Raw genomic sequence first — 23,588 nt, forward strand, 5'->3', positions numbered from 1 at the left:
CTCCAAAAGATTAAAGCACTTGATGAACAAGCACAGGTTTGTTTTTTTCAATGGCGGTCTCGCGGATCCGCATCCTTTCGAAAGCCCGAATGCCGACCTCCATCTGGTCGCTGTCGGGTTCTTTTGTCGTCAGCAGCTGCACCCAAAGGCCGGGGTAGCCGAGCCAGCGAAGGACAGGAACATGGCGTACCTTATTTGTGAACCTGAGAATCTCGTATGCAAGTCCCAGATCCACCGGGATCAGCAGCAGCCGATAAACAAGCCGGAGCCAGAGCGGATCGGTCGGGACAAAGAAATAAAGAAATATACTGATAACCGCCGTAAAGAGAATGAAACTGGACCCGCAGCGGTAATGGAATCTTGAATGTTTTCTTACATTTTCTACCGTGAGAGCCATGCCGTCCTCGAATGTATTAATTACTTTATGCTCCGCTCCGTGATATTGAAACAGCCGCTTGATCATCGGAGTCAGAGAAATGAAATAGATGTAGCCGAAAAGCAGCATAATTTTAAAGAATCCTTCGAGCAAAACCTGGCCGACGCCGCCCCTGATCAAAGGTTCAAAGAAACTGGCCGCAACCGCCGGGACGAGTGTGAAAACAAATTTGGCGAAAAGGAAGGACAGAATGCCGATTGCGGCCAGTCCGATAACGGTTCCATGACCGTGAAGTTTCTCCGTGTTTTTTGCGGCGGCATCGGCTGTTTCTGCGGCATTCGGATCTTCCTCATAAACTCCGGAGGCATAATTCAAATGTTTTGTTCCGATGGCACTCGCTTCAAAAATAGAGATGATGCCGCGGACAAAGGGAATCTTTTTAAAAAGGGTCAGCGACGGATCTTCATTTTTGGGACATTCAAAAAAAGTTATTGAATGATCTGTTCTGCGAACGGCCGTGACGGTTGTATATTTGCCGCCCATCATGACACCTTCGATAACTGCCTGACCGCCGTATCCGGGAAGACTTTTTTTCATAATCATGATCAGCCCGATTCTACAAATAATGGAGAGGGCAAACATTACCCCTCTTAATAATATTCTACCTGAAATAGCCTAAAACCTCTAGGCTGGCGACCCATTTTCAAAAATAGTTTTGCACTTTTAGCCGGCATTTATACAAGTTTGGTCACTTTGCCGTCTGTTTATGCACATGATCGCCCATTCTTTGGGTATAATAAAAACTCAAGTTGATGTTTGAAGGGGATTCAGGATGGCAAGACGGATAAAGAAAACGAAAAAAGGGAAAAAAAACAAACAGGAAAACCTGGGAAAATCGTTCGGGCGGGCCTCGGTCATCGGTGTTTTCAGCGGGCTGATCTGGAGTTCGGTCGGACTCGTCTGCCATTTGCTGAATTTTTCATCGGTCGCTCCTTCTCTTCTCTTTGCTCCTCTTCCTCTCGGATCCTGGAAGCAGCATTTCTATGTCCAGTTTATCGCGATTGTCTGTATCGGCTTGATCTCCATCGCTTTCGCGCTTCTCTATCAGCTGACGCTCAGCAGGTTTGAGACAATCTGGATTGGCATCGCTTTCGGGATTTTTCTTTGGTGCATGGTCTTCTTCGCGCTGCAGCCCTGGATTCCGGGCCTTCCGCCGCTTAAAAAAATCGGCTGGAACACAATGACGACAACGCTGTGCCTCTTTGTATTATATGGACTTTTTATCGGCTATTCGATTGCTTTTAAAATCGAGGAAAATTCAAATTCCGAGAACTACTCAAATGAATAGCGCTGTGGTAAAATATTTAAAGTGGCTTTGGCTCAAACGGCCTGTCTGCGCCGTTTGGGCGCGTGTTTCCGCAATGATATGAATCAAGAAGACAGGCATCGGGGATTCCCGTCCTTGTGTCAGGCGCGGCGCAATTTAAAAGGAGGAAGACGATGGTTTCAGTCAATGATTTTCGCACAGGTTTAACGATTGAAGTCGATGGGGATATATTATCCGTCATTGAGTTTCAGCATGTAAAGCCGGGAAAGGGAGCGGCTTTTGTCCGTTCCAAGCTGAGAAATCTTCGGACGGGAGCGATTCAGGAGAAAACGTTCCGCGGAGGAGAAAAGGTCAACACGGCGCGAATCGACAACCGCAAGATGCAGTACCTGTATTCAAGCGGTTCAACTTATACTTTTATGGATATGGAGACTTTTGAGCAGTTTGATCTGGATGCAAGCCAGATAAAAGAACAGCTGAATTTTCTTAAAGAAAACATGGAAGTCAATATCCAGTCTTATCAGGGCGAAACGCTCGGTGTCGCTCTGCCGAATACGGTTGTCCTCGAAGTAGCATCGACGGAGCCGGGTATCAAAGGCGATACGGCTTCGGGCGGCTCGAAACCCGCGACTCTGGAAACGGGCTATGTGGTCAACGTTCCGTTCTTTGTCAATGAGGGCGATAAACTCGTTATTGATACACGTTCGGGTCTCTATGTTTCGCGGGCCTGATTGACTGAGAGACAGAAGTACCTTCTTCGGAGGTGCTTCTTTTTTTTGGCTTTTTTATGGAAATCGGCGAGAAAAGCATATTGCGTACAGGCCCGCATATATTTTGGGAAAGGAGCCCGGCCGCCCGGTTATGTGCCGGAAAACGCCGGATGACACTCCAATCATTCGGCGAAAGAATCCCAGAAATTAAGAGCAGGTGGTCCGCAATGAAACAAATTCTGTCTTTTTTGCCGGAGCCTTTTCAAAAAGTGATTCTGCAGATGTCCGAGGAAGAAAAGAAGAACCTTGAAGAAATCCGGTGCCGGGCCGGCCGGCCGCTCGAACTGATTGTGTCCGGCGCCGTTCTGAAAACCGGGGACGAAGACATGCCGGTTTTTCATCCTGAACAGGCAAAAGAAATGCTTCAGAAAATAAGCGGGTATTCGCTTTATGCATTGGAAGAAGAGCTGAGGCGCGGATTCATTACGGTCCAGGGGGGGCACAGAATCGGGCTTGCGGGCCGCGTGATTACGGAAAACGGGCGCGTTCTGCGCCTTCGCGATGTGACATTTTTCAATATCCGGCTCGCCAAACAAAAGATCGGCGCTGCGCTCCCGCTGGTTCCCTATCTGTATTGGAGCGGACATTGGAGGAGTTCGCTGATCATCGGCGCGCCCCAGACTGGGAAGACAACGCTGCTTCGCGATCTGGCACGGATCATCAGTGAAGGCATACCTGACAGATATATGGCGGCACAAAAAACAGGAATTGTCGATGAACGTTCGGAGATCGCCGGATGTGTGGCGGGGATTCCGCAGAACCGGCTTGGGGACCGGACAGATGTCCTTGATGCCTGCCCGAAGGCGGAGGGGATGATGATGATGATCCGATCCATGAGTCCGGATGTCCTGGTCGTCGATGAAATCGGCCGGAAAGATGATACAGAGGCCTTGTTCGAAGCTATGAATGCAGGTGTGGCCGTTATCGCCACGGCTCACGGCTCGTCACTGGAACAACTGAACAGGAGGCCGACCCTCAGGCCGTTGATTGACTCAAGGCTTTTTGAACGGTATGTCCTCCTTTCAAGGCTGAAAAAGGCGGGAAAATCGGGCTGCAGATTGACAGTCTGCGATCAGCTCGGCCGCTCGATCGCATCGACGGAGGAACAGTGGCAATGATTCACATCCTCGGGGCGTGCATGATTCTGTTCGCGTCGACGGCGTCCGGCATGCTGATCGCCGGTAAATACCGCAATCGGCCGCGGGAAATCAGGCAGTGGCGTTCCGCGCTGCAGTCTATCGAGGCTGAAATTGTGTACGGACGGGTGCCGATTGAAGAACTGGCGGGCCATCTTTCCGGCCAGCTTCCTCAGCCGCTTGCTTCATTTTTTGATCGGCTTCACAAGAAACTGAATGCGGACGGTCCGTCTCTCCGGGAAGCATGGACCGAGAGCATTGAACTGTTCTGGCCGGAGACTTCGCTGAAGAAAGCGGAAAAAGAAGTCCTTCTGCAATTCGGGGCGACCTTGGGTACGCAGGATACGGAAAACCAGAAAAAACATATTCAATTGGCGCTGGCCCATCTCGAACGGGAAGAAGCGGAAGCACGAAATGCTCAGGCGGCCAATGAGAAATTGATGAGAAATTTAGGCTTTTTAACGGGATTGCTGCTTGTACTTCTTTTCATTTGAATGAACGGGCAGAGTTCGCTTGCGGGAGAGGAGGAGCCTTATGTCACCGGACGTCAACACAATTTTTCAAATAGCCGGCATCGGTATCATTGTGGCCATGATCCAGACGGTTCTTAAACAGATGGGAAAAGACGACTGGGCCCAGTGGGTCACGCTGATCGGCTTTGTTGTGATTCTGTACATGGCTGCCACTCTGATCGGCAATTTGTTTGACAAAATTAAAAGCGTTTTTCTTTTCATGTAGAGAAGGACAAGACGATGGATATTCTGCAAATCGTCGGTTTAGGACTGGCGGTGACCTTCCTCGTGCTCATCCTTAAGGAAAGAAGCCCTGTTTTTGCACTCTTACTGTCCCTGATCGCCGGTATTATCATTTTTATCATGCTTGTCGACCAGATCCAGCTCATTTTGAATATGCTCAGCAAAATGGCGGAAACGGCCCATTTGAACAATGTTTATGTGGCCACCATTCTGAAAATCATCGGTGTTGCTTATATTTCCGATTTTGGAGCGGAAATTGCCAAGGATGCCGGGCAGGGCGCTCTGGCCGGCAAAATTGAACTGGCAGGGAAAGTCGTCATTCTGGTGATGGCGATCCCGATACTGACGGCGATTGTCGAAACCGTCATGAATCTGATGCCGCAGGTGGGGGGAGGGTAATGCGAATAAAACAGAATATGCCTTTTTTTATGAAACTGCTGCCGGTGGTCCTGGCTGCGTTTTGTATTCTTCTGTCGCAGGGGCCTCCCGCTTTTGCCGCCCAGTCGGGAGAGACGCCGCAGACCTGGTCGGATACCCAGCTGAACAACATCGATACAGGACAGATCGAAGCCTATTGGAATAAGGTCGTGAATGACTATCACGGATTTCTTCCTGAAAGCGATCCCGATTTTAAAAGTTTCCTCCACTCGAACAAGCAGGGATTTATGAATAAACTGTTCGACGGATTGCTTCGCTTTTTCCTGAATGAGCTTCTGATCAACGGCCGCCTGCTCGGCACATTGATTCTGCTTTCCATTTTCTCGACTTTGCTGCAGGCGATTCAATCTGCTTTTGAAAATAAGACCGTTTCAAAAGTAGCTTATATGGTTGTCACACTGGCTCTGCTGATTCTGCTCCTCGACAGTTTCAAAGTGGCGCTCGGTTATATTACGGGTACGATAAGTGCGATGAGCCAGTTTCTCGTTGCCCTCATTCCTCTGATTTTTGCCCTGACAGCTGCTTCGGGGGGCGCCGCCACGGTCTCTTTTTTCCATCCCCTGATTATCTTTCTTGTCAATACCGCAGGCTGGCTTGTTTCAAAATTTATCCTCCCGCTTCTGTTTATGTCCGCCTTGCTCGGCATCGTGAGTACTTTATCGGATCACTATAAATTAACCAAACTCGGCGATTTCATGAAAAATGTTGCCGTCTTCACGCTTGCCGCTTTTTTCGCCGTCTTTCTCGGAGTCATGTCGGTGCAGGGGGCGGCTACGGCAATCTCCGACGGTCTGATCGCCAAATCGGCCAAATTTTTCACAGGTAATTTTATTCCCGTCGTCGGCCGTATGTTTACGGAGGCAGCGGACACGGTGATCGGGGCCTCCGTCCTGTTAAAAAATACAATCGGTATTGCCGGTTTGCTGATCCTGCTGTGCATCACGGCCTTTCCGCTTTTAAAAGTCCTGTCTCTTGCTTTTATTTACAACGTGGCCGCGGCGGTTCTTCAGCCTCTGGGAGGAGGGCCTGTCATTGACTGCCTGGGCATCATGGCGAAAAGCATGCTCTATCTGTTCTCCGCTCTTGCCATCGTTTCACTGATGTTTTTCCTTGCTCTGACGATTATCATTACCGCAGGAAATCTTTCATTGATGGTGCGTTAGGAGGGGGATCAATGAACTATCTCGGAGAGTGGGTCTCTCAGCTGGTCGTGATCGTTCTTTTCGCCGTGATTTTGGAACTTCTGCTGCCGGCCCGCAGCTTTCAGAGATATGTGAAGTTCGTCATCGGACTTGTCCTGATTGTGGCGCTGATGGATCCGATTATCCGCCTGTTTCAGCTGGATCCTGTCGATTTGATCCGCGGTTTGAAGGCCGGACAGGGAAACGTTCAAATACAAAATGAAACGGACGGGCAAAAAAAAGAGATAGAAAGCGCACAGACGGCATATATTCAAGAACAGGTAGCTGTCCAAATGAAGGATCTTGTGAAGGAGGAGTTGAATCGGCGGTACGGAGTGAGCATTAAAGATCTGACATTATCGATGAAACAAGGAGGGAAGCAGGACCTGCTGCTTCAGAGCGCCGCAGTGGTCCTTGAAAAGACGGGAACCCAAGGTCAGAGCTCAGACGCTTCAGACCGGACCGTCCGTCCTGTTAAAGAAGTGTCCATCAGGGTGGGACAAGGAACGCCCGATCAAGGTTCCGCAAAGAGAAACGCTCAGATCGAGAAAATTCGCTCCTTCCTTGCCGGGCGATGGGAGATTGATAAAAATCTCATCACACTTCACATGGAAGGAGGAAGTTCAGTCCCGTGATGCACTGGATAATGAAACTGAAGGAATGGCTCGGCAGTGAACGGACCGGAAACGGCAAACGCGTGAGGACGCAGAAAGAAATACTCGTCAGGCTGGGGGTTATTGCCTTAATCGGCATCGCTCTTCTTGCGGGAAACAAGATGATCACCGGAAATCAGAAAACGAATAAAGCGGCCGGTACCCAGGTGTTCAGTAACCAGGATGCCAAAAACTTATCGGAAATAAAGTCAAACATCAGCCAGGGCACGATGACCCCGATTGAAAAATATGAATCTTACGTCGATCAGAATCTGAAAAATATTCTTCAGCAGATCCAAGGTGTTTCCGATGTTTCCGTCATGGTGACATTTTCTACTACAGAGAAAAAAATATACCAGAATGACGTCAAGACGCAGGACAATCAGACAAAAGAGACTGATCAAAAAGGGGGCACGCGCCAGGTGAACGATCATAGTCAGGACAGCCAGGTCGTTATGGTCGACAAAAACGGAGTCAAAGAACCGGTGGTTATCGGACAAGAACAGCCGGGTGTGCGCGGCGTAGTCGTCGTAGCCCGCGGTGCGGATCAGCCGGCGATTCAGGTCAAAATTATGGATGCTGTCGCAACGGTTCTGGACATACCTTCCTATAAAGTTAAAGTGTTGCAAAAAAATGAATGAGGAGGCAGTTTGAATATGTTGAAGAAACAGACTATCTGGTTGCTGACCATGCTCAGTTTAATCGTTGTCCTCTCAGTCTATGCGCTGACTTCTCCCAGTCAGCCGTCCAATAGTGCTTCTCAAAGTTCGGCAGGTTCATCAAAGGCAAGTTCATCAAAACAAACGACGGCGGGCAAAGGGCAGCCGGTTGCCACCGTCAGCGCCGCGGATAATAAATTGGCAGAGATCGAACTGCAGAAAGCGGATGAAAGAAATCAGCAGGAGCAGAAATATCAGAGCGTCATTGCTTCGGGGAAGAGTTCCCCGTCCGAGGTGAGTGCGGCTTATGATGCCATGCAATCCATGAGCACGCTGTCAAATAATGAAATGATGCTTGAAGATGTTATCCAGGCAAAGGGATTTAAAAATGCCGTTGTCAAAACAAGCGGGAATCAGATCCAGATTTTTGTTGAACAAAATAAGCTGAGCGGGCAGCAGGCGAATACAATGATCAGGCTTGCCAATCAGTATCTCGGTTCCGGGAAGATCGTCAGTGTCAATTACGCATTGGCCCAAAATTAGTAAGAAAATGAATGGATTTGAAGATTTTTTGAAGATAATTAGGTACAATAGAGACTGTTGCGGACGGACGCAGCAGTTTTCTTTTGAAGAAAAAAGAGAGTCATTATTTCATATTATCGCTGCATCGTTTTATCAGTCCTGTCGTCCGGCGCGGACAACAAATGAGGATATGATATAATTAATGAAAGCGATTGGGACAAGGGGAGTGCTGAATTTGTTAAGTATTGAAGATATTAAGGCTTTAATGAAGGAGATGGATGCATCCTCAATAAGCGAACTGAAATTTGAGTCGGAGGACAGCAAGATTACTTTGCGGAAGGCTGCGGCGTTTTCTTCGGAAAATCCGGCTGTTCAGCCTGCCTCGCAGGCCGCTGTTGCGGGAGCTTTTCCGGCCCGCGAGACGACGAGCGGAGGGGATTCCGATTCTTCACTTCACAAAATTACGGCCCCGATGGTCGGTACCTTTTATGCGTCATCCTCTCCGGACGCGGAGCCTTTTGTCAAAGCAGGCTCCAAGGTCGACAAAGCAACGGTTGTCTGCATCGTTGAGGCCATGAAACTGTTCAACGAAATCGAAGCGGAAGTCAAGGGCACCATTGTCGATGTACTTGTCGAGAACGGCCAGCTTGTCGAATACGGCCAGCCGCTGTTCCTGGTCAGGGAAGATTAAGGAGCCGTCATTCATGATAAAAAAAGTGCTCATAGCAAACAGAGGAGAAATTGCGGTTAGGATTATCCGCGCTTGCAAAGAATTGAATATAGAAACCGTTGCCGTTTATTCGCAGGCGGATAAAGATGCGCTGCATGTGCAGCTGGCCGACGAAGCTTACTGTATCGGACCGAGTGCGGCGAAAGACAGCTATTTGAATTATACGAACATCATCAGCATCGCTTCCCTGACGGGCTGTGACGCCATTCATCCGGGATACGGATTCCTTGCGGAAAATGCCGATTTTGCCGAAATGTGCGAAGAATGCAATCTGATCTTTATCGGCCCCTCTGCCGATGCGATCGGCAAGATGGGAATTAAGGACGCGGCCAAGCAGACAATGAAAAGTGCCGGTGTTCCCGTCGTGCCCGGTTCAAACGGTGTGATTGCCGGTGCGGAAGAGGGTATAAGAATAGCCGGGGACATTGGTTATCCGGTACTGATTAAAGCGACGGCGGGCGGCGGAGGCAAAGGGATCCGCATCGCCCGCAACGATCAGGAACTGCGCCGCGGAATTGCGATTACTCAGCGGGAAGCGGATACGTCTTTCGGCAATCCCGGGGTCTATATCGAGAAATACATTACCGACTTCCGCCATGTTGAAATCCAGATACTTGCGGATAAGCAGGGCCATACGATTCATCTCGGCGAACGCGACTGCACCATTCAAAGGCGTCTGCAGAAGCTTCTGGAAGAGTCCCCTTCGCCGGCATTGACGGAAGAGAAGCGGCAGGAGATGGGAGCGGCCGCTGTCAGGGCGGCGAAGGCCGTTCATTATGCCGGGGCAGGGACGGTCGAGTTTATTTATGAGCCGAACGGTTCCTTTTATTTCATGGAAATGAATACGCGCATCCAGGTCGAGCACGGCGTCACGGAATCGGTTACGGGCGTGGATCTCGTCAAGGAACAGATCAGAATAGCTTCCGGAAAGCCGCTTTCCGTTAAACAGGCGGATATTCAATTAACCGGGCACGCTATTGAGTGCCGGATCAACGCGGAGAATCCGGAGAAAAATTTTATGCCTTCCAGCGGACGCGTGGAAACGTATCTTCCGCCGGGCGGGCCGGGGGTACGGATCGACTCGGCTGTTTATCAAGGTTATTTTATTCCGCCTTACTATGATTCCATGGTAGCGAAAGTGATCACATACGGCAAAACCCGGGATGATGCGATTGCGATTATGAAACGTGCTCTTGAAGAGTATGTCATTGAGGGAATCAGCACGACGATCCCCTTTCACTTGCGCCTTTTGAATCATCCCGTTTTCACCAGCGGCAAGTTCAATACGAAATTTCTTGAAAAATATCCTCTGAACGAACAAGGTTAAGCATGGAGGTGTGAAAACATGTCCGAAAAAGAAAATCGGCCGGTCGAAGTCGAAGAACAGCAGGAAGGTTTGGGCAAGATCGAAATTTCTCCCGAGGTCATCGAAGTCATTGCGGGCCTTGCGGCAGTCGAAGTGGTCGGTGTCAGCGATATGCACGGAAATTTTGCTGCCGGTGTCGTTGAAAAGCTTGGCGGAAAAAGTTTCCGGAAGGGCGTTAAGGTGGATCTGACCGACGAAGGTATTGTGATTGATGTTCAGCTGACCATGAATTACGGCGTATCGATTCCGGAAGTAGCGGAAAAGGTCCAGAAAAATATCGCTCAGACGTTGAAACGGATGACGGCACTGGATATTCATGAAATCAAGATTCATGTCGTCGGCATTCGATTTGACCAGAAGGACAAGAAAATGCCGGAAGACTACTGAGAAGCAAGGGGGAGAAGCGGGCGGGACCCTTTTGCTTCTTTCCTTATTTATGAAAAAGAGTCCCGAAAGTTTTTATCCATTTAAAAAAACAGAAGAGAGCGAAGCGCCGGTAAATGAATGCCGGTTTTCAAGAGAGATCGTTCATCCGATGCAGCAAATCGAATTCAGAGGGGGAGTAAGGAAGGGATGAATCGAAGACAGGCAAGGGAAATGGCGCTGCAGGCGCTGTTTCAGATCACGCTGAGCGATACGGACAAAAAAACGGCCATTGAAGCCGTTAAAAAAGAGGACGGCAAGCCGGTCGACCCGTTTGTCGATCGCTTGCTGAACGAAACGATCGCTCATCAGCAAGAAATTGACCAGCTGATCGGCAAACACCTCGTTCACTGGTCGTTCGGCCGTATCGGAAACATAGACAAAACGATTCTACGTCTTGCCGTCTGCGAGATGCTTTTCTTTAACGATGTTCCAAAAACAGTGACGATGAATGAAGCCATTGAGCTGTGCAAAAAATATGGCGATGAGGAGACACGGAAATTTGTAAACGGGGTTTTGTCCGGCATTTCCAAAGAAATATAGAAGATCCTGAAGTACAAATACAAAAATCGTTTTGGGCTCAATGCGCGGATTTGTGAAAGGCCGTATTTTTTCGGGACCCGTTGTCCCGATTTCCGAAAATGACATTTTGCGGCAGCCTTTTATTTGCGTAGGGGACCCGTCGGCAGAAAGCCATTGAAAACCGAGTCGGACAGATCATTTATTTTTCTATAATAACTTCGTTAGTGATTCCAGAGAGGCGGAATGATGATATGACGGCACAACTGATTAATGGAAAAGAAATCGCACGTGCGAAACGGCTCGCGATGAAGGCGGCAGTCGGAAAAATGAAGTCCGAAGGTGCGGTCCCCGGGCTGGCGGTCGTCCTGGTCGGAGAAAATCCGGCATCTCAGTCGTATGTAAAGGGAAAAATCAGAGATTGCAAAGAAGTCGGCATTTATTCGGAACTTATTCATTTTCCGGAATCGGTTTCGGAGAAAGCACTGCTTGATAAAATCAGAGAGCTGAATGAAAAAGCATCCGTCCACGGCATTCTCGTCCAATTGCCGCTCCCGAAACAGATATCCGAACAAAAGGTCATTCAGACGATCAGCCCGGCCAAGGATGTTGACGGTTTCCACCCGATCAATCTCGGCAGAATGATGACCGGTCAGAGCAGTTTTGTACCCTGTACGCCGGCGGGCATTATTGAAATGCTTCACGCCGTCAATGTACAAATTGCCGGAAAACATGTGGTCATTGTCGGCAGAAGCAATATTGTCGGCAAACCGGCCGCGCTGCTTTTCCTGAATAACAATGCGACCGTGACCCTCTGCCATTCGAAAACGACACCTCTTTCTCAGTACACAAAACAAGCGGATGTCCTCGTGGTCGCGGTGGGGCACGCGGGCCTGATCGGAGCGGAAGACATTAAGCCGGGCGCAATCGTCATTGATGTCGGCATGAACCGCAATGCCGACGGCAAGCTGGCCGGGGACGTTGAATTCGAAGAAGTCAGAGAAAAAGCGAGTTTCATAACGCCCGTTCCCGGAGGCGTCGGACCGATGACCCGTGTCATGCTGCTGGAAAATACGCTGAAGGCCGCGAATCACTTTATCAAGGAACGGGACCTCCATGCTGAATGACCGCTATGTCAGCGTCACCCGGCTGACGCGCTATATCAAACAGCTGATGGAGTCGGACGGCAGGCTGCAGGATGTGTGGCTGAAAGGCGAGATTTCCAATTTCAAAAGACACTCGCGCGGGCATCTGTATCTGACGATTAAAGATCAAAACGCCCGGATACGTGCCGTGATGTTTGCCGGCAATGCAAAAAATCTGGATTTTGAACCGGAAGACGGAATGAAGGTACTGATTCGCGGATCGATTTCCCTCTATGAACCCTACGGAGAGTATCAAATCTATATCCGAGAGATGGAACAGGATGGACTGGGACGGCTCTTCCTTGCTTTTGAAGCATTGAAAAAAAAGCTTGAGTCGCTTGGCATGTTTGACCCGTCGCAAAAGAAGCCGCTGCCAGATGTTCCCTATGAAATCGGTATTGTCACGTCACCGACCGGAGCCGTCATCAGAGATCTGTTTACAACGATCAAGCGAAGATTTCCGGCAGCGAGAATTACCGTCTTCCCTGTGCTTGTTCAGGGCGCCGATGCCGCTCCGTCTATTGCTGCAGCCATTCGCCGGGCTAACGGAATGAAAAATCTTGAAGTCCTGATTGTCGGCCGCGGCGGCGGTTCCATTGAGGATCTCTGGGCTTTCAACGAAGAAATTGTCGCCGAAGCGATTTTTCAGTCGCGGCTTCCGGTCATCTCCGCTGTCGGCCACGAAACCGATTTTACTATCGCGGATTTCGTCGCGGACAAGCGGGCGCCTACGCCGACTGCGGCGGGTGAATTTGTCGTTCCGGACAGACGGGAGCTCGGAAGGCGGATCGATGATCTATCCGGCAGGCTCCAGAAATCGATGAATGCGAGACTGGTTCGCGGAACGGACCGCCTGAAACAGATCCGGCAGGCCTACGCATTTAAATATCCGGGACAGCTGCTTCTTCAGAAAGAACAGGAGCGGGATCAGGCGACCGAGCATCTGCGAAAGGCTGTGACCCGGCTGCTGGGCGGAAAAACAGATCGGCTGGTTATGGCCGACCGGCTGCTGGGCAATAATCAGCCTGCCGCCCGGCTCGAGCGTTCCCGGAAACTGCTTCAGGAGCATTCCGGACAGCTGCAAAAAGCCTTCAACCGTTTGTTCAAAGAAAAAAGTACGGATTTTGATCAGATCATCCGCCAGCTGAATGCGCTCAGTCCGCTTAAAATTATGGCGCGCGGGTATAATCTGGCGTATAATCAGCATGATCAATTGGTTAAATCCGTCAGGGAGATTTCTCCCGGGGATCCGTTAACTATTCAGATGTACGACGGTAAAATAGATTGCCAGATTTGGGGAATTGAGGAGGCGAAAGCAAGTGAGCGAAGCAAGTGAGTCCGATCAAAACGCGGTACCGACTTTTGAAGAAGCGATGGAAAAATTGGAAACGATTGTCCGGCAGCTTGAAGAGAGCGACGTTCCGCTTGAAAAAGCGATCGATTTGTTTCAGGAAGGCATGTCGCTTTCCAAGCTTTGCCATGAAAAATTAGAAACCGTCGGTAAAAAGATGGATCAACTGATTGACAGCAACGGCGAAGCCCGTCCGTTCTCTGTGCAGGGAGATGATAAGGAATGACTGTGCGCCTGGATGCCTATATGCAAGAAAAAAAGGCGTGGATCGACCGTCAGCTTCCGCTCTTTTTACAAGATAGAACTATTCCCGGCAAACTCAAAGAATCCATGCTTTATTCGCTGACCGCGGGCGGGAAACGGATCCGCCCGATCCTTCTTTTCGCTGCTCTGGATACCCTGGGAAAAGAAGAAGACCTGGGGCTTTCAACTGCGGTGGCTCTGGAGATGATCCATACATACTCGCTGATTCACGATGATCTTCCGGCAATGGACAACGATGACCTGAGGCGCGGCAAACCGACCAATCACAAAATGTTCGGGGAAGCGACGGCGATACTGGCAGGCGACGGCCTTCTCACCGTTGCTTTTCAGATCGTTGCCTCGGATCCTATACTGGACGGTGAAGTCAGGAGCAGACTGGTCGCCCTTCTTGCCGGCGCAGCGGGGCCGGAAGGAATGGTCGGCGGGCAGGAGGATGATCTGGAAGCTGAAGAAAAAACCCTGACCTTAGGCCAGCTGATGTCCGTGCACGGGCGGAAAACGGGCAGGCTTGTCAGATTTCCTCTGGAGGCGGCGGCTGTCATCGCAGGTGCGACGGAGCAGCAGACACATTCTCTGGCCGGCTATGCCGACCACCTCGGCCTTGCCTTTCAGATCGGCGATGATATTCTTGATATTACAGGAAATGAAGATGAACTGGGCAAACCGGTCGGCAGCGATCTCGACAATCATAAAAATACATACGTCAGCCTGCTCAAACTAGAGGGAGCCAAAAGAAAAATGGCCGACCATGTCGACCATGCAGTCGGATTTTTACGCGAATCGGGCTTCGAAAACGGCCTGCTTGCCCAAATTGCCGAGTTCGTTTTAAACAGAACTTTTTAAGTGCGGAAGGGCTAAAGTTTGTTTGAGAAAATGAGAGACATATGTTAAAATAAAGTGTGTATATAGTACAGGTGGTGCAGTATTCTAGTCACTCCGCTTTGTTTGAAGACGGGGCTAAAAATCCGTCAAAGGGCACATCGATGAAGTTCCTGGTGCCGGCTTAAGGCGCCCAGCTTTGGGTCGGTGCTGGGAGTAAAGAGCGTAGGGCGATCCGCAACGGCATGTGGGCGAAGACCCTGCGCTTGTGGAGACACGTAACGTTGTTTGCTTTCAGCAAAATGACTATGTGGAAAACCTGTTTCGTTAGTACTTGATTAGAGAAAAGCGAACAGCGTAGCCTGCCTTGAGTGGAAAAGAGGGGATAGAGGCGTGTAACCCGTGAATTGCTTGGCCGGCGTTCCGGGCGTGCGCTTTCTTGAAATCAATTCTGCAAAAGAGGCTAGAACAGAGTATCGGAGTGCTTGAGGAAATCTCCTAGACTGTTTGTACAACATCTGTAAAGGATTACGGTGCGTGCTGAGTGGTGTTCCAGTTCGGCGGTTGGCGACGCCGCCGGTCCGGCTTTAAAAGGAAACTGCCCGACTGGCAACAGAGGGCAGCCTGACGGGAAAACCTACTGGACCTAAGGCGCAATGTTTACTTTACAGATGACCTCCTGTTTTACATAATTTTGCACATCGGCGAATATGATTTTCAGCGAGGATGTGAAGACTTGATCGGGGCGGATGTTTTCCCGAAATCAGGGATTGAATGAAAAATGAAATTATGAAGTCTTTGAAATGGGCTTTTTCGATAGCCGTTATCACGCTGGTGTTAGCGGCTATTTTTTCAATTATTTCGACTGCTGTCCTGAACGGAGTCGGTGTGTTCAGCGGCATTTTGGTCGTGCTTGTCATTATCTTTATTCATCTTTTGTTTGATATAATCGGAGTGGCAGCAACGGCTGCAAGCGAAGTCCCGTTCCATGCGATGGCTTCGAAAAAAGTCAGGGGAGCGAAATACGCCGTGTGGCTGACCAAAAATGCCGACAGAGTCTCCAGTTTCTGCAACGATGTGATCGGTGATATTTGCGGCATCATCAGCGGAACGGCGGCAGCTGTCGTGGTGGTCGAACTGGTTGCCCTGTTCGCCAAGGAAAACGGGGGACTGATGGATTATGTCATGTCCGTTTTGGTTACCAGTTTAGTGGCGGCGCTTACAGTATATGTAAAAGCACTCGGAAAAACCTATGCGATCAATTATTCGGTTCAAATCATGTATCAAGTAGGTTATCTATTTTACTTTGCCGAGCACCGTCTTCATATTCCGATCCTGCGTATCCTTGATAAAAAAACGGACGGCAAAGCAAGAAAAAGAAAGGGAAAATAAGGTGTGTGATTAAAATGGATGTGACGTCGATAAAAAATCCGAAGTTTCTTAAAAAAATGTCTGTCGCGCAAATGAATAATCTGGCGCGCGATATTCGTTCTTTTTTAATCAAGAAACTGTCAAAAACGGGGGGGCATCTGGCACCGAATCTTGGAGTCGTTGAACTAACGCTGGCTCTGCACAAAGTGTTCAACAGCCCGAAAGACAAACTGATCTGGGATGTCGGGCACCAATCCTACGTTCACAAAATATTGACGGGAAGAGGGGATAAGTTCGACACGCTGAGGCAATATAAAGGCCTCTGCGGATTTCCCAAGCGAAATGAGAGCGAGCACGATGTCTGGGAAACGGGGCACAGTTCGACATCGCTTTCCGCAGCGCTCGGCATGGCGGTTGCCAGAGATCTGAAAAAGGAGCACTTCGATATCATTGCGATCATCGGCGACGGGGCGCTGACCGGCGGCATGGCGCTGGAAGCGCTGAATGATATCGGCCATCAAAAAAGGGATATGATTATTGTATTAAATGACAATGAAATGTCCATCGCTCCCAATGTCGGCGCCCTGCATAATATGCTGGACCGCATGAGATCCGCTCAAAAATACAACCGGGCAAAAGAAGATATCGAGTATTTGATGAAAAAAATACCGGCTTTCGGCGGAAAGCTTGCCTCTGTTGCTGAGAGAGTGAAGGACCGTCTGAAATATTTGCTTGTTTCCGGTGTTTTTTTTGAAGAACTCGGAATCACCTACATGGGTCCCGTCGACGGCCACAATATCAATGCGCTGATCGACAATTTGAATTTTGCTAAAAAAAGGAAAGGGCCGGTTCTGATCCACGTTCTGACACAGAAGGGAAAAGGGTATAAGCCGGCAGAAATGGATGCGGTCGGAACCTGGCACGGCCCGGGTCCTTATAAGATCGAATCGGGCGCCTTCATTAAACCCGTCACATCGGCACCATCCTACAGCAAGGTCGTCAACGATATGCTTCAGGATCTTGCACGGACGGATGACCGCATCATCGTTGTCACACCGGCAATGGTTGTCGGTTCGAAGCTGGAGGGATTTGCTAAAGAGTTCCCCGACCGGCTTTTTGATGTCGGAATTGCCGAACAGCATGCGGCAACATTTGCTGCCGGGCTGGCAACCCAGAACATGAAACCTGTGCTGTCCATTTATTCGACGTTCATGCAGCGTGCCTATGATCAGATCATCCATGATATCTGCAGGCAGAATCTGAATGTTTTTATCGCCATTGACCGTGCCGGGCTGGTCGGCGCAGACGGAGAGACTCACCAGGGCGTATTTGATATCAGTTTTCTCCGCTGTCTGCCGAATATCGTGATTATGATGGGCAAAGATGAAAATGAGCTGCGCAATATGGTTTATACAGCCATTAAATATGACAAAGGGCCTGTGGCTGTCCGTTATCCGCGCGGAAACGGCCTCGGGGTTCTTATCGACGAAAAACCGTCGCAGATTCCGATCGGAAAGTGGGAACTGCTCAGAGAAGGGGCGGATGCCTGTATCCTGTCTTTCGGGCCGATGCTTCAGGTAGCGCTTGAGTCGGCCAAACACCTGCAGTCTGAAGGCATCCAGGTTGCAGTTGTCAACGCCCGTTTTCTTAAACCGCTGGACGGTGACATGCTGAATCGGCTGATGGAACGCGGGCTGCCGATTCTGACACTTGAGGAAAGCACCCTTGCCGGGGGATTCGGCTCAAGCATTATGGAGTTTTACCATGATCACGGCTGTCACGACGTGGCCATCAAGCGGATGGGAATACCCGACCGGTTTATTGAACACGGAAGTGTCAGGGAACTGCTTGAAGAACTCGGCCTGACAAGCGATCATGTCTGTACCGTTATAAAACAGATGATTAAGGAGCAAAAGGCCGACAGGCGCGGACAGCGGAGGATTTCATCATAATGAGGGAGAAAGAACGTGTGGATGTTCTGCTCGTCAAAAAAGGGCTGTTTGATTCCCGGGAGAAAGCGCAGCGCGCGGTAATGGCCGGGACGGTTTATATAGGCGATCAGCGTGTCGACAAGCCCGGCAGCAGGATTGACAGCGGAGTGTCTTTGAACATTAAGGGCGATCCGATGCCGTACGTCGGGCGCGGCGGATTTAAGCTGGAAAAGGCTTTGAACGTTTTTCCAATCAGCGTCGCCGGCAAACGGATGCTGGATATAGGAGCTTCGACAGGCGGGTTTACCGACTGTGCACTTCAGAACGGAGCGGCTAAAGTGTATGCCCTCGATGTCGGCTATAATCAGCTGGCATGGAAACTGCGGAACGATGCCCGCGTTGTCGTTATGGAGAGAACCAATTTCCGCTACTGTACACCCGAGGATTTTCCCGAAGGGACGCCCGACTTTGCGACGATTGATGTTTCTTTCATTTCTCTAAAAAAAATTCTTCCTCCGCTGAAAAGCATCGTGCTTCCCGGCAGCGATATTGTTGTGCTGATCAAGCCGCAGTTTGAAGCAGGGAGGAGCGAAGTCGGGAAAAAAGGCATTGTTCGCGATCCGGGCGTTCATGAGCATGTTTTGCGCGATCTTCTGCAATTTTCTCTGCAAACCGGATTCAGCGTTTTAGGGCTCGATTATTCGCCGATAACGGGAGGAGACGGAAATATTGAATTTCTTGCCCATCTGAACGCGGATCCGGGCAGTGCGGATAACAAACTATCCGTCTCTGTCCGGGAAATTGTCGTAGGCGCACATCGGGCATTTTCTAAATCTGATCGGTGAAAAAAAGAGCGGATAAACGGCTCTTTTTTTATAATTTAAATCTCATGTGATCGTTGACGAAAAAGCAAAAAGGGGAGAGAATAAATACAGAACCTACGTTCGATTGCCAGAAAGGAGTTTTTGCGATGCTTCTTGAACTGCAGATTCTGAACTTTGCGATCATCGAAAAGCTTAAAATCACATTTGAGAACGGTCTGACCGTTTTCACGGGGGAAACCGGCGCCGGAAAGTCGATCATTATCGACGCAATCGCTTTGCTTGCGGGCGGGCGGGGTTCTTCGGAATATGTCCGCCATGGAACAAAAAAAGCAGAAATTGAAGGTCTGTTTGAAATCAATGATCACCACGAAGTCCTGCAGCTTCTCGATAATTTGGGAATCGATAAAAATGAGGACATGATTATCCTAAAAAGAGAAATTTCCGAAAAGGGAAAAAGCATCTGCAGGGTAAACGGCAAATTAGTGACTCTTGCCTCTCTTCATGAAATCGGGCAGAAATTGATCGATATACACGGCCAGCACGAACATCAGCTTTTGCTGGATCCTGAACGCCATCTTCCGCTCATCGATCAATTCGGCGGCGACAGGATTGCCGGGCCGATGTCGGCCTATCGGGAAGAATATCGGAAGACGGCAGAACTGGCCGGGCAATGTGCCAAATTTAATAAAAACGAAAAGCAGATCGCACAGCGTGTCGATCTTCTTCAATTTCAGATAAAGGAAATCGGGAATGCACAGTTAAAACAGGACGAAGAAGCCCAGCTTCTCGAAGAAAAGCGAAAACTTGTTAATTTCGAAAAAGTTTTTCAGGCATTGAAAACGGGCTATGAAGCGCTGGACGGAGAAAACAAGGGCCTTGATTGGCTGAGACGTGCTGCAGGAGAGCTTCAGTCGGTTCAGGATCTGGACAAGGAGCTGAAAGAGTTTTATGAGTCGGTTTCCGGCAGTTATTACGTCATCGAGGAACAGGCCTCTTCGATACGGAATTATCTGGAAACAATGGAGTATACGCCCGATCGGCTCGACGATATCGAACTAAGGTTAAACGATATCCATCTGCTCAAGCGAAAATACGGGGCCAATATCAAGGAAATTCTCGATTATTATACGAAAATTGAAAAAGAATATGATGATCTGACTCATCGCGATGAAAAATATGACAAGCTTAATGAAGCATTTTCAGTTCATCTGGATAAATTAAGAAAGAAAGCGCTGACCGTATCCGCGGCCCGGAAAAAAACGATTGCGCAGCTGACGCGGTCCGTTAATCATGAGCTTAAAGATTTATATATGGAACACGCGCGATTCGATGTCCGCTTTGAGCAGCAGGATGCCTTGGATACGTTCGACAGCTATCAGGCGGACGGTATCGACAGAGCCGAATTTTATATCACGACAAATCCGGGGGAACCGCTCAAACCGCTCGCGAAAATTGCGTCAGGCGGAGAGCTTTCGCGGATTATGCTGGCGATTAAGTCAAACTTTAAGCAGGTCATCGGTTTAACGTCGATCATTTTTGACGAGGTCGATACCGGTGTCAGCGGCCGTGTCGCCCAGGCGATGGCGGAGAAAATTTTCAGCCTTTCAAAGTCATCTCAGGTTTTTTGTATTACCCACCTGCCGCAAATTGCCGCCATGGCCGACCAGCATTTGTATATTGCAAAACATGTAACCGAAAATAATCGGACGAAAACAACTGTAAAAAAACTGAGCTCTCCGGAAAAAATCCGTGAGATCGGACGAATGATATCCGGTACGAAAGTGACGGATCTGACAAAAAAACATGCCGAGGAACTGCTTAAAATGGCTGAAAAAGTGAAAATTTAAGTTGGAACAGCTATCCTGTTATGGAATCAATACTTGAAGGCCGTGACTCATAAATCTTCTTCGCTCAGGTCATTTTAAATAATGCACTGCAAGAGAGGGGTGCGTATGGAGCGAGGAGAGTGAGTCATGAGACATAGAAAATGGTTCGGAATGCTGGCCGGATTTGTTCTTCTCTGTTTTCTGATCGGGCTGTGCGGCATCAGGTCCGATCGGCCGGTCGACAAATCCACCCTGGGAAAATTTTCTTTTCAGACGGGGACAGCGGACGTTAATGTCCGGCCGGCAGACGGGTCGCCGATGACTGCCGGCAATCAAAAATGGATAGCGGCTTCTTCGGATCGGGGCCCGGATTGGGAGCAAATTGAGCCAATATCCTTTTTCAATCGGCCTTCTCCGAGAACGGATGCCCGGATTCGTCCGGATCTTCTCCTTGTACCCGGAGGGGAGTCCATTGGAGTAAAATTGAATACACGCGGGGTTCTGGTTGTCGGCTATCATCTTGTGGATAGTGCGGAAGGGCAGGCTTCGCCCGGTGAATCTGCCGGCATCCATATAGGGGATGTCATCACGAAAATAAACGGGAAGCAAATGGTCTCCATTCGCGATATCCGGCAGGTGATCACAGACTCCCGCGGAGGGACGCCCGTCAGGCTGACCGTCCTTCGTCAGCAGACGCTGCTCGATAAAAAGCTTGTTCCTGTCAGGGACAGAAATAATCTGCACTATCAGCTTGGCTTGTATATCCGTGATTCAGCATCAGGTATCGGTACGATGACTTTTTATGACCCGAAGACGTCGTCGTACGGCGCACTGGGGCATGTCATTTCCGACAGGGATACCGGACAGCCGATTCGGATCCGGGAAGGGAGTATCGTTCGTTCAACGGTCCAGGCGATTGAAAGGGGATCAGAGGGAAAACCGGGAGAAAAAATTGCTTATTTTCCGGATAATGCACTCAGCATCGGTTCTGTAGATAAAAACACGCCGTTTGGAATTTATGGCCACCTTCAGGGAAATTATGGAGCGCGTTCCGCAGGAGAACGGAAGGCCATTCCGATTGCACTGGCCGATCAGGTTAGAGAAGGGCCCGCCCAGATTCTGACCGTGCTCGACGGCAATAAGGTCCAGGCATTTGACATCAAAATTCTGAACTCGGTTCCGCAAAAATATCCGGCAACAAAGGGACTGGTTATTAAAATAACCGATCCGCGTCTATTGAAGGCCACGGGCGGTATTATCCAGGGAATGAGCGGCAGTCCGATCATACAGGACGGAAAACTGGTAGGTGCGGTAACTCATGTTTTCGTCAGTGATCCGACAAGCGGTTACGGTGTGCACATTGAATGGATGCTTCAGGAAGCGGGATTGGCTGCTTATCAAAAAAATCATTTAAAACAGGCGGCCGGTTAACAAAGAACGAAGATTTTACGATGTATGATCGGAAAAATAGACCGATTTGAAAAATTGTCCGACAAAGTATTGTCGATATATGACGAATAAGGGCGAATAGCAAAGAAAAAAACGGAAAAATGAAAAAAATGCACGATAAAAATAGACGGTTTAAACCTAGAAATAAAAGGAAAAAATTCCTCCTTGTCGAAAAACTAATGGAGAATATATGACAAGGGGGATTACTTTTGCAGAAAATCAAGGTATGCCTGACTGACGATAATCAGGAACTAATACGATTGATCGACGATTATTTAACATCCCAGGATGACATTGAAGTGATCGGGACGGCGAAGAACGGTCAGGAATGCCTGGAGATGCTGAAAACTGTGACTCCGGATGTGCTCCTATTAGATATTATCATGCCTCATCTTGACGGCATTGGCGTATTGGAACAGATCCGTGCCAATCAGGCACTCCCCAAACCGAGCATCATCATGTTGACTGCGTTCGGACAGGAGGATGTTACTAAAAAGGCCGTAGAACTGGGTGTTTCTTATTTTATCTTGAAACCGTTTGATATGGCCAATTTAGCCAATAATATCCGACAGGTTGCAGGGAAGAAAGAGATGGACCCCGTATTCTCAGGCAGAATACCCGCCCCCTCAATTCCGAGCAGGCCTCACGATTTAAACGCAAGCATCACAAGCATCATTCATGAAATCGGCGTGCCCGCCCACATCAAAGGGTACATGTATCTCCGGGAAGCCATTTCCATGGTATACAACGACATAGAACTGCTCGGTTCGATAACGAAAGTGCTTTATCCCGACATTGCCAAAAAATACAAAACGACATCGAGCCGGGTAGAAAGGGCCATTCGCCACGCCATCGAAGTCGCATGGAGCCGCGGAAATGTAGAAGCCATTTCTTCTTTGTTCGGCTACACGATATCTATCTCCAAGGCAAAACCGACGAATTCGGAATTCATCGCCATGGTCGCAGATAAACTGCGTATCGAGAACCGGGCGGAAGAACGCGAGCACAGCGGCGCTTTTCACTGACAGTGAGGGATTCTGAAATTTGGGATTAGATGGATGCCGGACGAATAAACCAACAAACACGGATCATAAATCAATAAACTTAATTAATGATATTTAATAAATAGCCTGTCTTTATTAGCTGATGCAGTTAGTGAAGGGAGGCTGTTTTTATTTTACGGTTTTTAATTTACCATAAATTAGTAATGGATTATAATCAGATTAAAGGAGTTTGATCAAAATGGGGTTCCGCTATAGGAGGTCTATTAAATTATTCCCCGGGGTTAAGATTAACTTTGGCAAGAAATCACATTCATGGACAATAGGCGGTAAAGCAGCACGGACTACATACAATCCGACGACAAAGAAAGTGACTCAATCCTACTCGACACCTATTAAAGGGCTTTCCTGGAGCAAACAATATTCCGCAAAACAAAAGCAGGAAGAAACGGCGGTCCAATCAACCACACCTGAGCGAAATAAGGGTACAATTGCGGCTATCTTCGGGTTGATTAGTGCGCTGCTTAGCCTTGGGTGGCAGCTTTTAAAGATTGGAATTTTACTGTTTGTTCTGTATTGGATCTGGACAGTCAAAAGTTTTAAGTGACTATGAAATCAGTAATTCGTCCTCTAATCCCAGATGTTTGCTGCTTTTCCTGAATTATTTGCGTTAGGGTTAAATGCTGATTTCCGGCAAACCAGTGAAAAATAGAACGGTGTAAAAAAGCCATCATTGTTGCTTCTGAGACAAC

General features: G+C 49.0%; 26 protein-coding genes. 25 read left to right on the forward strand and 1 reads right to left on the reverse strand.

The features are described from left to right. Positions 1-10: 10 nt before the first annotated feature. On the reverse strand, positions 11-973 hold the full coding sequence (locus OYT88_RS12065) for a DUF1385 domain-containing protein (protein ID WP_274400365.1): 963 nt from the start codon (positions 971-973) through the stop codon (positions 11-13). 235 nt (positions 974-1,208) lie between these two features. On the opposite strand from OYT88_RS12065, the gene OYT88_RS12070 reads away from it, so the two are divergent. The 25 genes from OYT88_RS12070 (at position 1,209) to OYT88_RS12190 (ending at position 23,443) form a co-directional block, all read left to right on the forward strand. Beyond that, entirely contained in the window at positions 1,209-1,724 is a 516-nt protein-coding gene (locus tag OYT88_RS12070; protein ID WP_274400326.1) for a YqhR family membrane protein, read from the forward strand. Positions 1,725-1,876: 152 nt separating this feature from the next. Continuing rightward, entirely contained in the window at positions 1,877-2,434 is a 558-nt protein-coding gene (gene efp, locus OYT88_RS12075; RefSeq protein WP_274400327.1) for an elongation factor P, read from the forward strand. 206 nt (positions 2,435-2,640) lie between these two features. Beyond that, positions 2,641-3,591 (forward strand): stage III sporulation protein AA, encoded by a 951-nt coding sequence (gene spoIIIAA / locus OYT88_RS12080; protein WP_274400328.1) that lies wholly within the window; start codon positions 2,641-2,643, stop codon positions 3,589-3,591. Continuing rightward, a complete protein-coding gene (gene spoIIIAB / locus OYT88_RS12085) occupies positions 3,588-4,103 on the forward strand; it encodes a stage III sporulation protein SpoIIIAB (RefSeq protein WP_274400329.1) in 516 nt (171 codons plus the stop codon). The genes spoIIIAA and spoIIIAB overlap by 4 nt, the downstream gene beginning before the upstream one ends. Before the next feature lie 40 nt (positions 4,104-4,143). After that, a complete protein-coding gene (gene spoIIIAC / locus OYT88_RS12090; RefSeq protein ID WP_274400331.1) occupies positions 4,144-4,347 on the forward strand; it encodes a stage III sporulation protein AC in 204 nt (67 codons plus the stop codon). A 14-nt stretch (positions 4,348-4,361) separates the two neighbouring features. Beyond that, on the forward strand, positions 4,362-4,763 hold the full coding sequence (gene spoIIIAD / locus OYT88_RS12095; protein WP_274400332.1) for a stage III sporulation protein AD: 402 nt from the start codon (positions 4,362-4,364) through the stop codon (positions 4,761-4,763). Continuing rightward, positions 4,763-5,965: a stage III sporulation protein AE gene (gene spoIIIAE / locus OYT88_RS12100; protein ID WP_274400334.1), complete on the forward strand. Its 1,203-nt coding sequence runs from the start codon at positions 4,763-4,765 to the stop codon at positions 5,963-5,965. Before spoIIIAD ends, spoIIIAE begins: the two co-directional genes overlap by 1 nt. Positions 5,966-5,976: 11 nt before the next feature. Beyond that, on the forward strand, positions 5,977-6,618 hold the full coding sequence (gene spoIIIAF, locus OYT88_RS12105) for a stage III sporulation protein AF (RefSeq protein ID WP_274400336.1): 642 nt from the start codon (positions 5,977-5,979) through the stop codon (positions 6,616-6,618). Beyond that, the gene (gene spoIIIAG / locus OYT88_RS12110; protein WP_274400367.1) at positions 6,618-7,277 is read left to right on the forward strand and encodes a stage III sporulation protein AG; all 660 of its coding nucleotides are present in this window, start codon (positions 6,618-6,620) and stop codon (positions 7,275-7,277) included. Before spoIIIAF ends, spoIIIAG begins: the two co-directional genes overlap by 1 nt. A gap of 15 nt (positions 7,278-7,292) precedes the next feature. Then, the gene (locus OYT88_RS12115) at positions 7,293-7,838 is read left to right on the forward strand and encodes a SpoIIIAH-like family protein (RefSeq protein ID WP_274400338.1); all 546 of its coding nucleotides are present in this window, start codon (positions 7,293-7,295) and stop codon (positions 7,836-7,838) included. A gap of 214 nt (positions 7,839-8,052) precedes the next feature. Further along, positions 8,053-8,508, forward strand: coding sequence for an acetyl-CoA carboxylase biotin carboxyl carrier protein (gene accB, locus OYT88_RS12120; RefSeq protein WP_274400340.1), 456 nt, complete (start codon positions 8,053-8,055; stop codon positions 8,506-8,508). A gap of 13 nt (positions 8,509-8,521) precedes the next feature. Then, the gene (gene accC, locus OYT88_RS12125) at positions 8,522-9,874 is read left to right on the forward strand and encodes an acetyl-CoA carboxylase biotin carboxylase subunit (RefSeq protein ID WP_274400341.1); all 1,353 of its coding nucleotides are present in this window, start codon (positions 8,522-8,524) and stop codon (positions 9,872-9,874) included. A gap of 18 nt (positions 9,875-9,892) precedes the next feature. Beyond that, positions 9,893-10,300, forward strand: coding sequence for a lipid-modulating alkaline shock protein YqhY (gene yqhY, locus OYT88_RS12130; protein WP_274400342.1), 408 nt, complete (start codon positions 9,893-9,895; stop codon positions 10,298-10,300). A gap of 186 nt (positions 10,301-10,486) precedes the next feature. Next, a complete protein-coding gene (gene nusB / locus OYT88_RS12135) occupies positions 10,487-10,879 on the forward strand; it encodes a transcription antitermination factor NusB (protein ID WP_274400343.1) in 393 nt (130 codons plus the stop codon). A 230-nt stretch (positions 10,880-11,109) separates the two neighbouring features. Next, positions 11,110-11,982, forward strand: coding sequence for a bifunctional methylenetetrahydrofolate dehydrogenase/methenyltetrahydrofolate cyclohydrolase FolD (gene folD, locus OYT88_RS12140; protein WP_274400344.1), 873 nt, complete (start codon positions 11,110-11,112; stop codon positions 11,980-11,982). Then, positions 11,972-13,336: an exodeoxyribonuclease VII large subunit gene (gene xseA, locus OYT88_RS12145; RefSeq protein WP_274400345.1), complete on the forward strand. Its 1,365-nt coding sequence runs from the start codon at positions 11,972-11,974 to the stop codon at positions 13,334-13,336. Before folD ends, xseA begins: the two co-directional genes overlap by 11 nt. Beyond that, complete coding sequence (gene xseB, locus OYT88_RS12150) at positions 13,320-13,577, forward strand: exodeoxyribonuclease VII small subunit (protein WP_274400346.1); 258 nt, start codon at positions 13,320-13,322, stop codon at positions 13,575-13,577. The genes xseA and xseB overlap by 17 nt, the downstream gene beginning before the upstream one ends. After that, positions 13,574-14,458 (forward strand): polyprenyl synthetase family protein, encoded by an 885-nt coding sequence (locus OYT88_RS12155; protein ID WP_274400348.1) that lies wholly within the window; start codon positions 13,574-13,576, stop codon positions 14,456-14,458. Before xseB ends, OYT88_RS12155 begins: the two co-directional genes overlap by 4 nt. A gap of 750 nt (positions 14,459-15,208) precedes the next feature. Continuing rightward, a complete protein-coding gene (locus tag OYT88_RS12160; protein WP_274400350.1) occupies positions 15,209-15,826 on the forward strand; it encodes a hypothetical protein in 618 nt (205 codons plus the stop codon). 14 nt (positions 15,827-15,840) lie between these two features. After that, positions 15,841-17,757, forward strand: coding sequence for a 1-deoxy-D-xylulose-5-phosphate synthase (dxs, locus tag OYT88_RS12165; RefSeq protein WP_274400368.1), 1,917 nt, complete (start codon positions 15,841-15,843; stop codon positions 17,755-17,757). Next, the gene (locus OYT88_RS12170; RefSeq protein WP_274400369.1) at positions 17,754-18,581 is read left to right on the forward strand and encodes a TlyA family RNA methyltransferase; all 828 of its coding nucleotides are present in this window, start codon (positions 17,754-17,756) and stop codon (positions 18,579-18,581) included. The genes dxs and OYT88_RS12170 overlap by 4 nt, the downstream gene beginning before the upstream one ends. Before the next feature lie 125 nt (positions 18,582-18,706). Beyond that, positions 18,707-20,407 carry a DNA repair protein RecN gene (gene recN / locus OYT88_RS12175; RefSeq protein WP_274400352.1) on the forward strand — a complete coding sequence of 567 codons (1,701 nt, stop codon included), beginning with the start codon at positions 18,707-18,709 and terminating at the stop codon, positions 20,405-20,407. A gap of 126 nt (positions 20,408-20,533) precedes the next feature. Next, on the forward strand, positions 20,534-21,817 hold the full coding sequence (gene spoIVB, locus OYT88_RS12180) for a SpoIVB peptidase (RefSeq protein ID WP_274400354.1): 1,284 nt from the start codon (positions 20,534-20,536) through the stop codon (positions 21,815-21,817). A gap of 227 nt (positions 21,818-22,044) precedes the next feature. Then, a complete protein-coding gene (gene spo0A / locus OYT88_RS12185) occupies positions 22,045-22,860 on the forward strand; it encodes a sporulation transcription factor Spo0A (protein WP_274400356.1) in 816 nt (271 codons plus the stop codon). Positions 22,861-23,077: 217 nt separating this feature from the next. After that, positions 23,078-23,443 carry a DUF4236 domain-containing protein gene (locus OYT88_RS12190; RefSeq protein WP_274400357.1) on the forward strand — a complete coding sequence of 122 codons (366 nt, stop codon included), beginning with the start codon at positions 23,078-23,080 and terminating at the stop codon, positions 23,441-23,443. The last annotated feature ends 145 nt before the right edge of the window (positions 23,444-23,588 follow it).

This window comes from Sporolactobacillus sp. CQH2019, assembly GCF_028765345.1.
Classification (GTDB): Bacteria; Bacillota; Bacilli; order Bacillales; family Sporolactobacillaceae; genus Sporolactobacillus.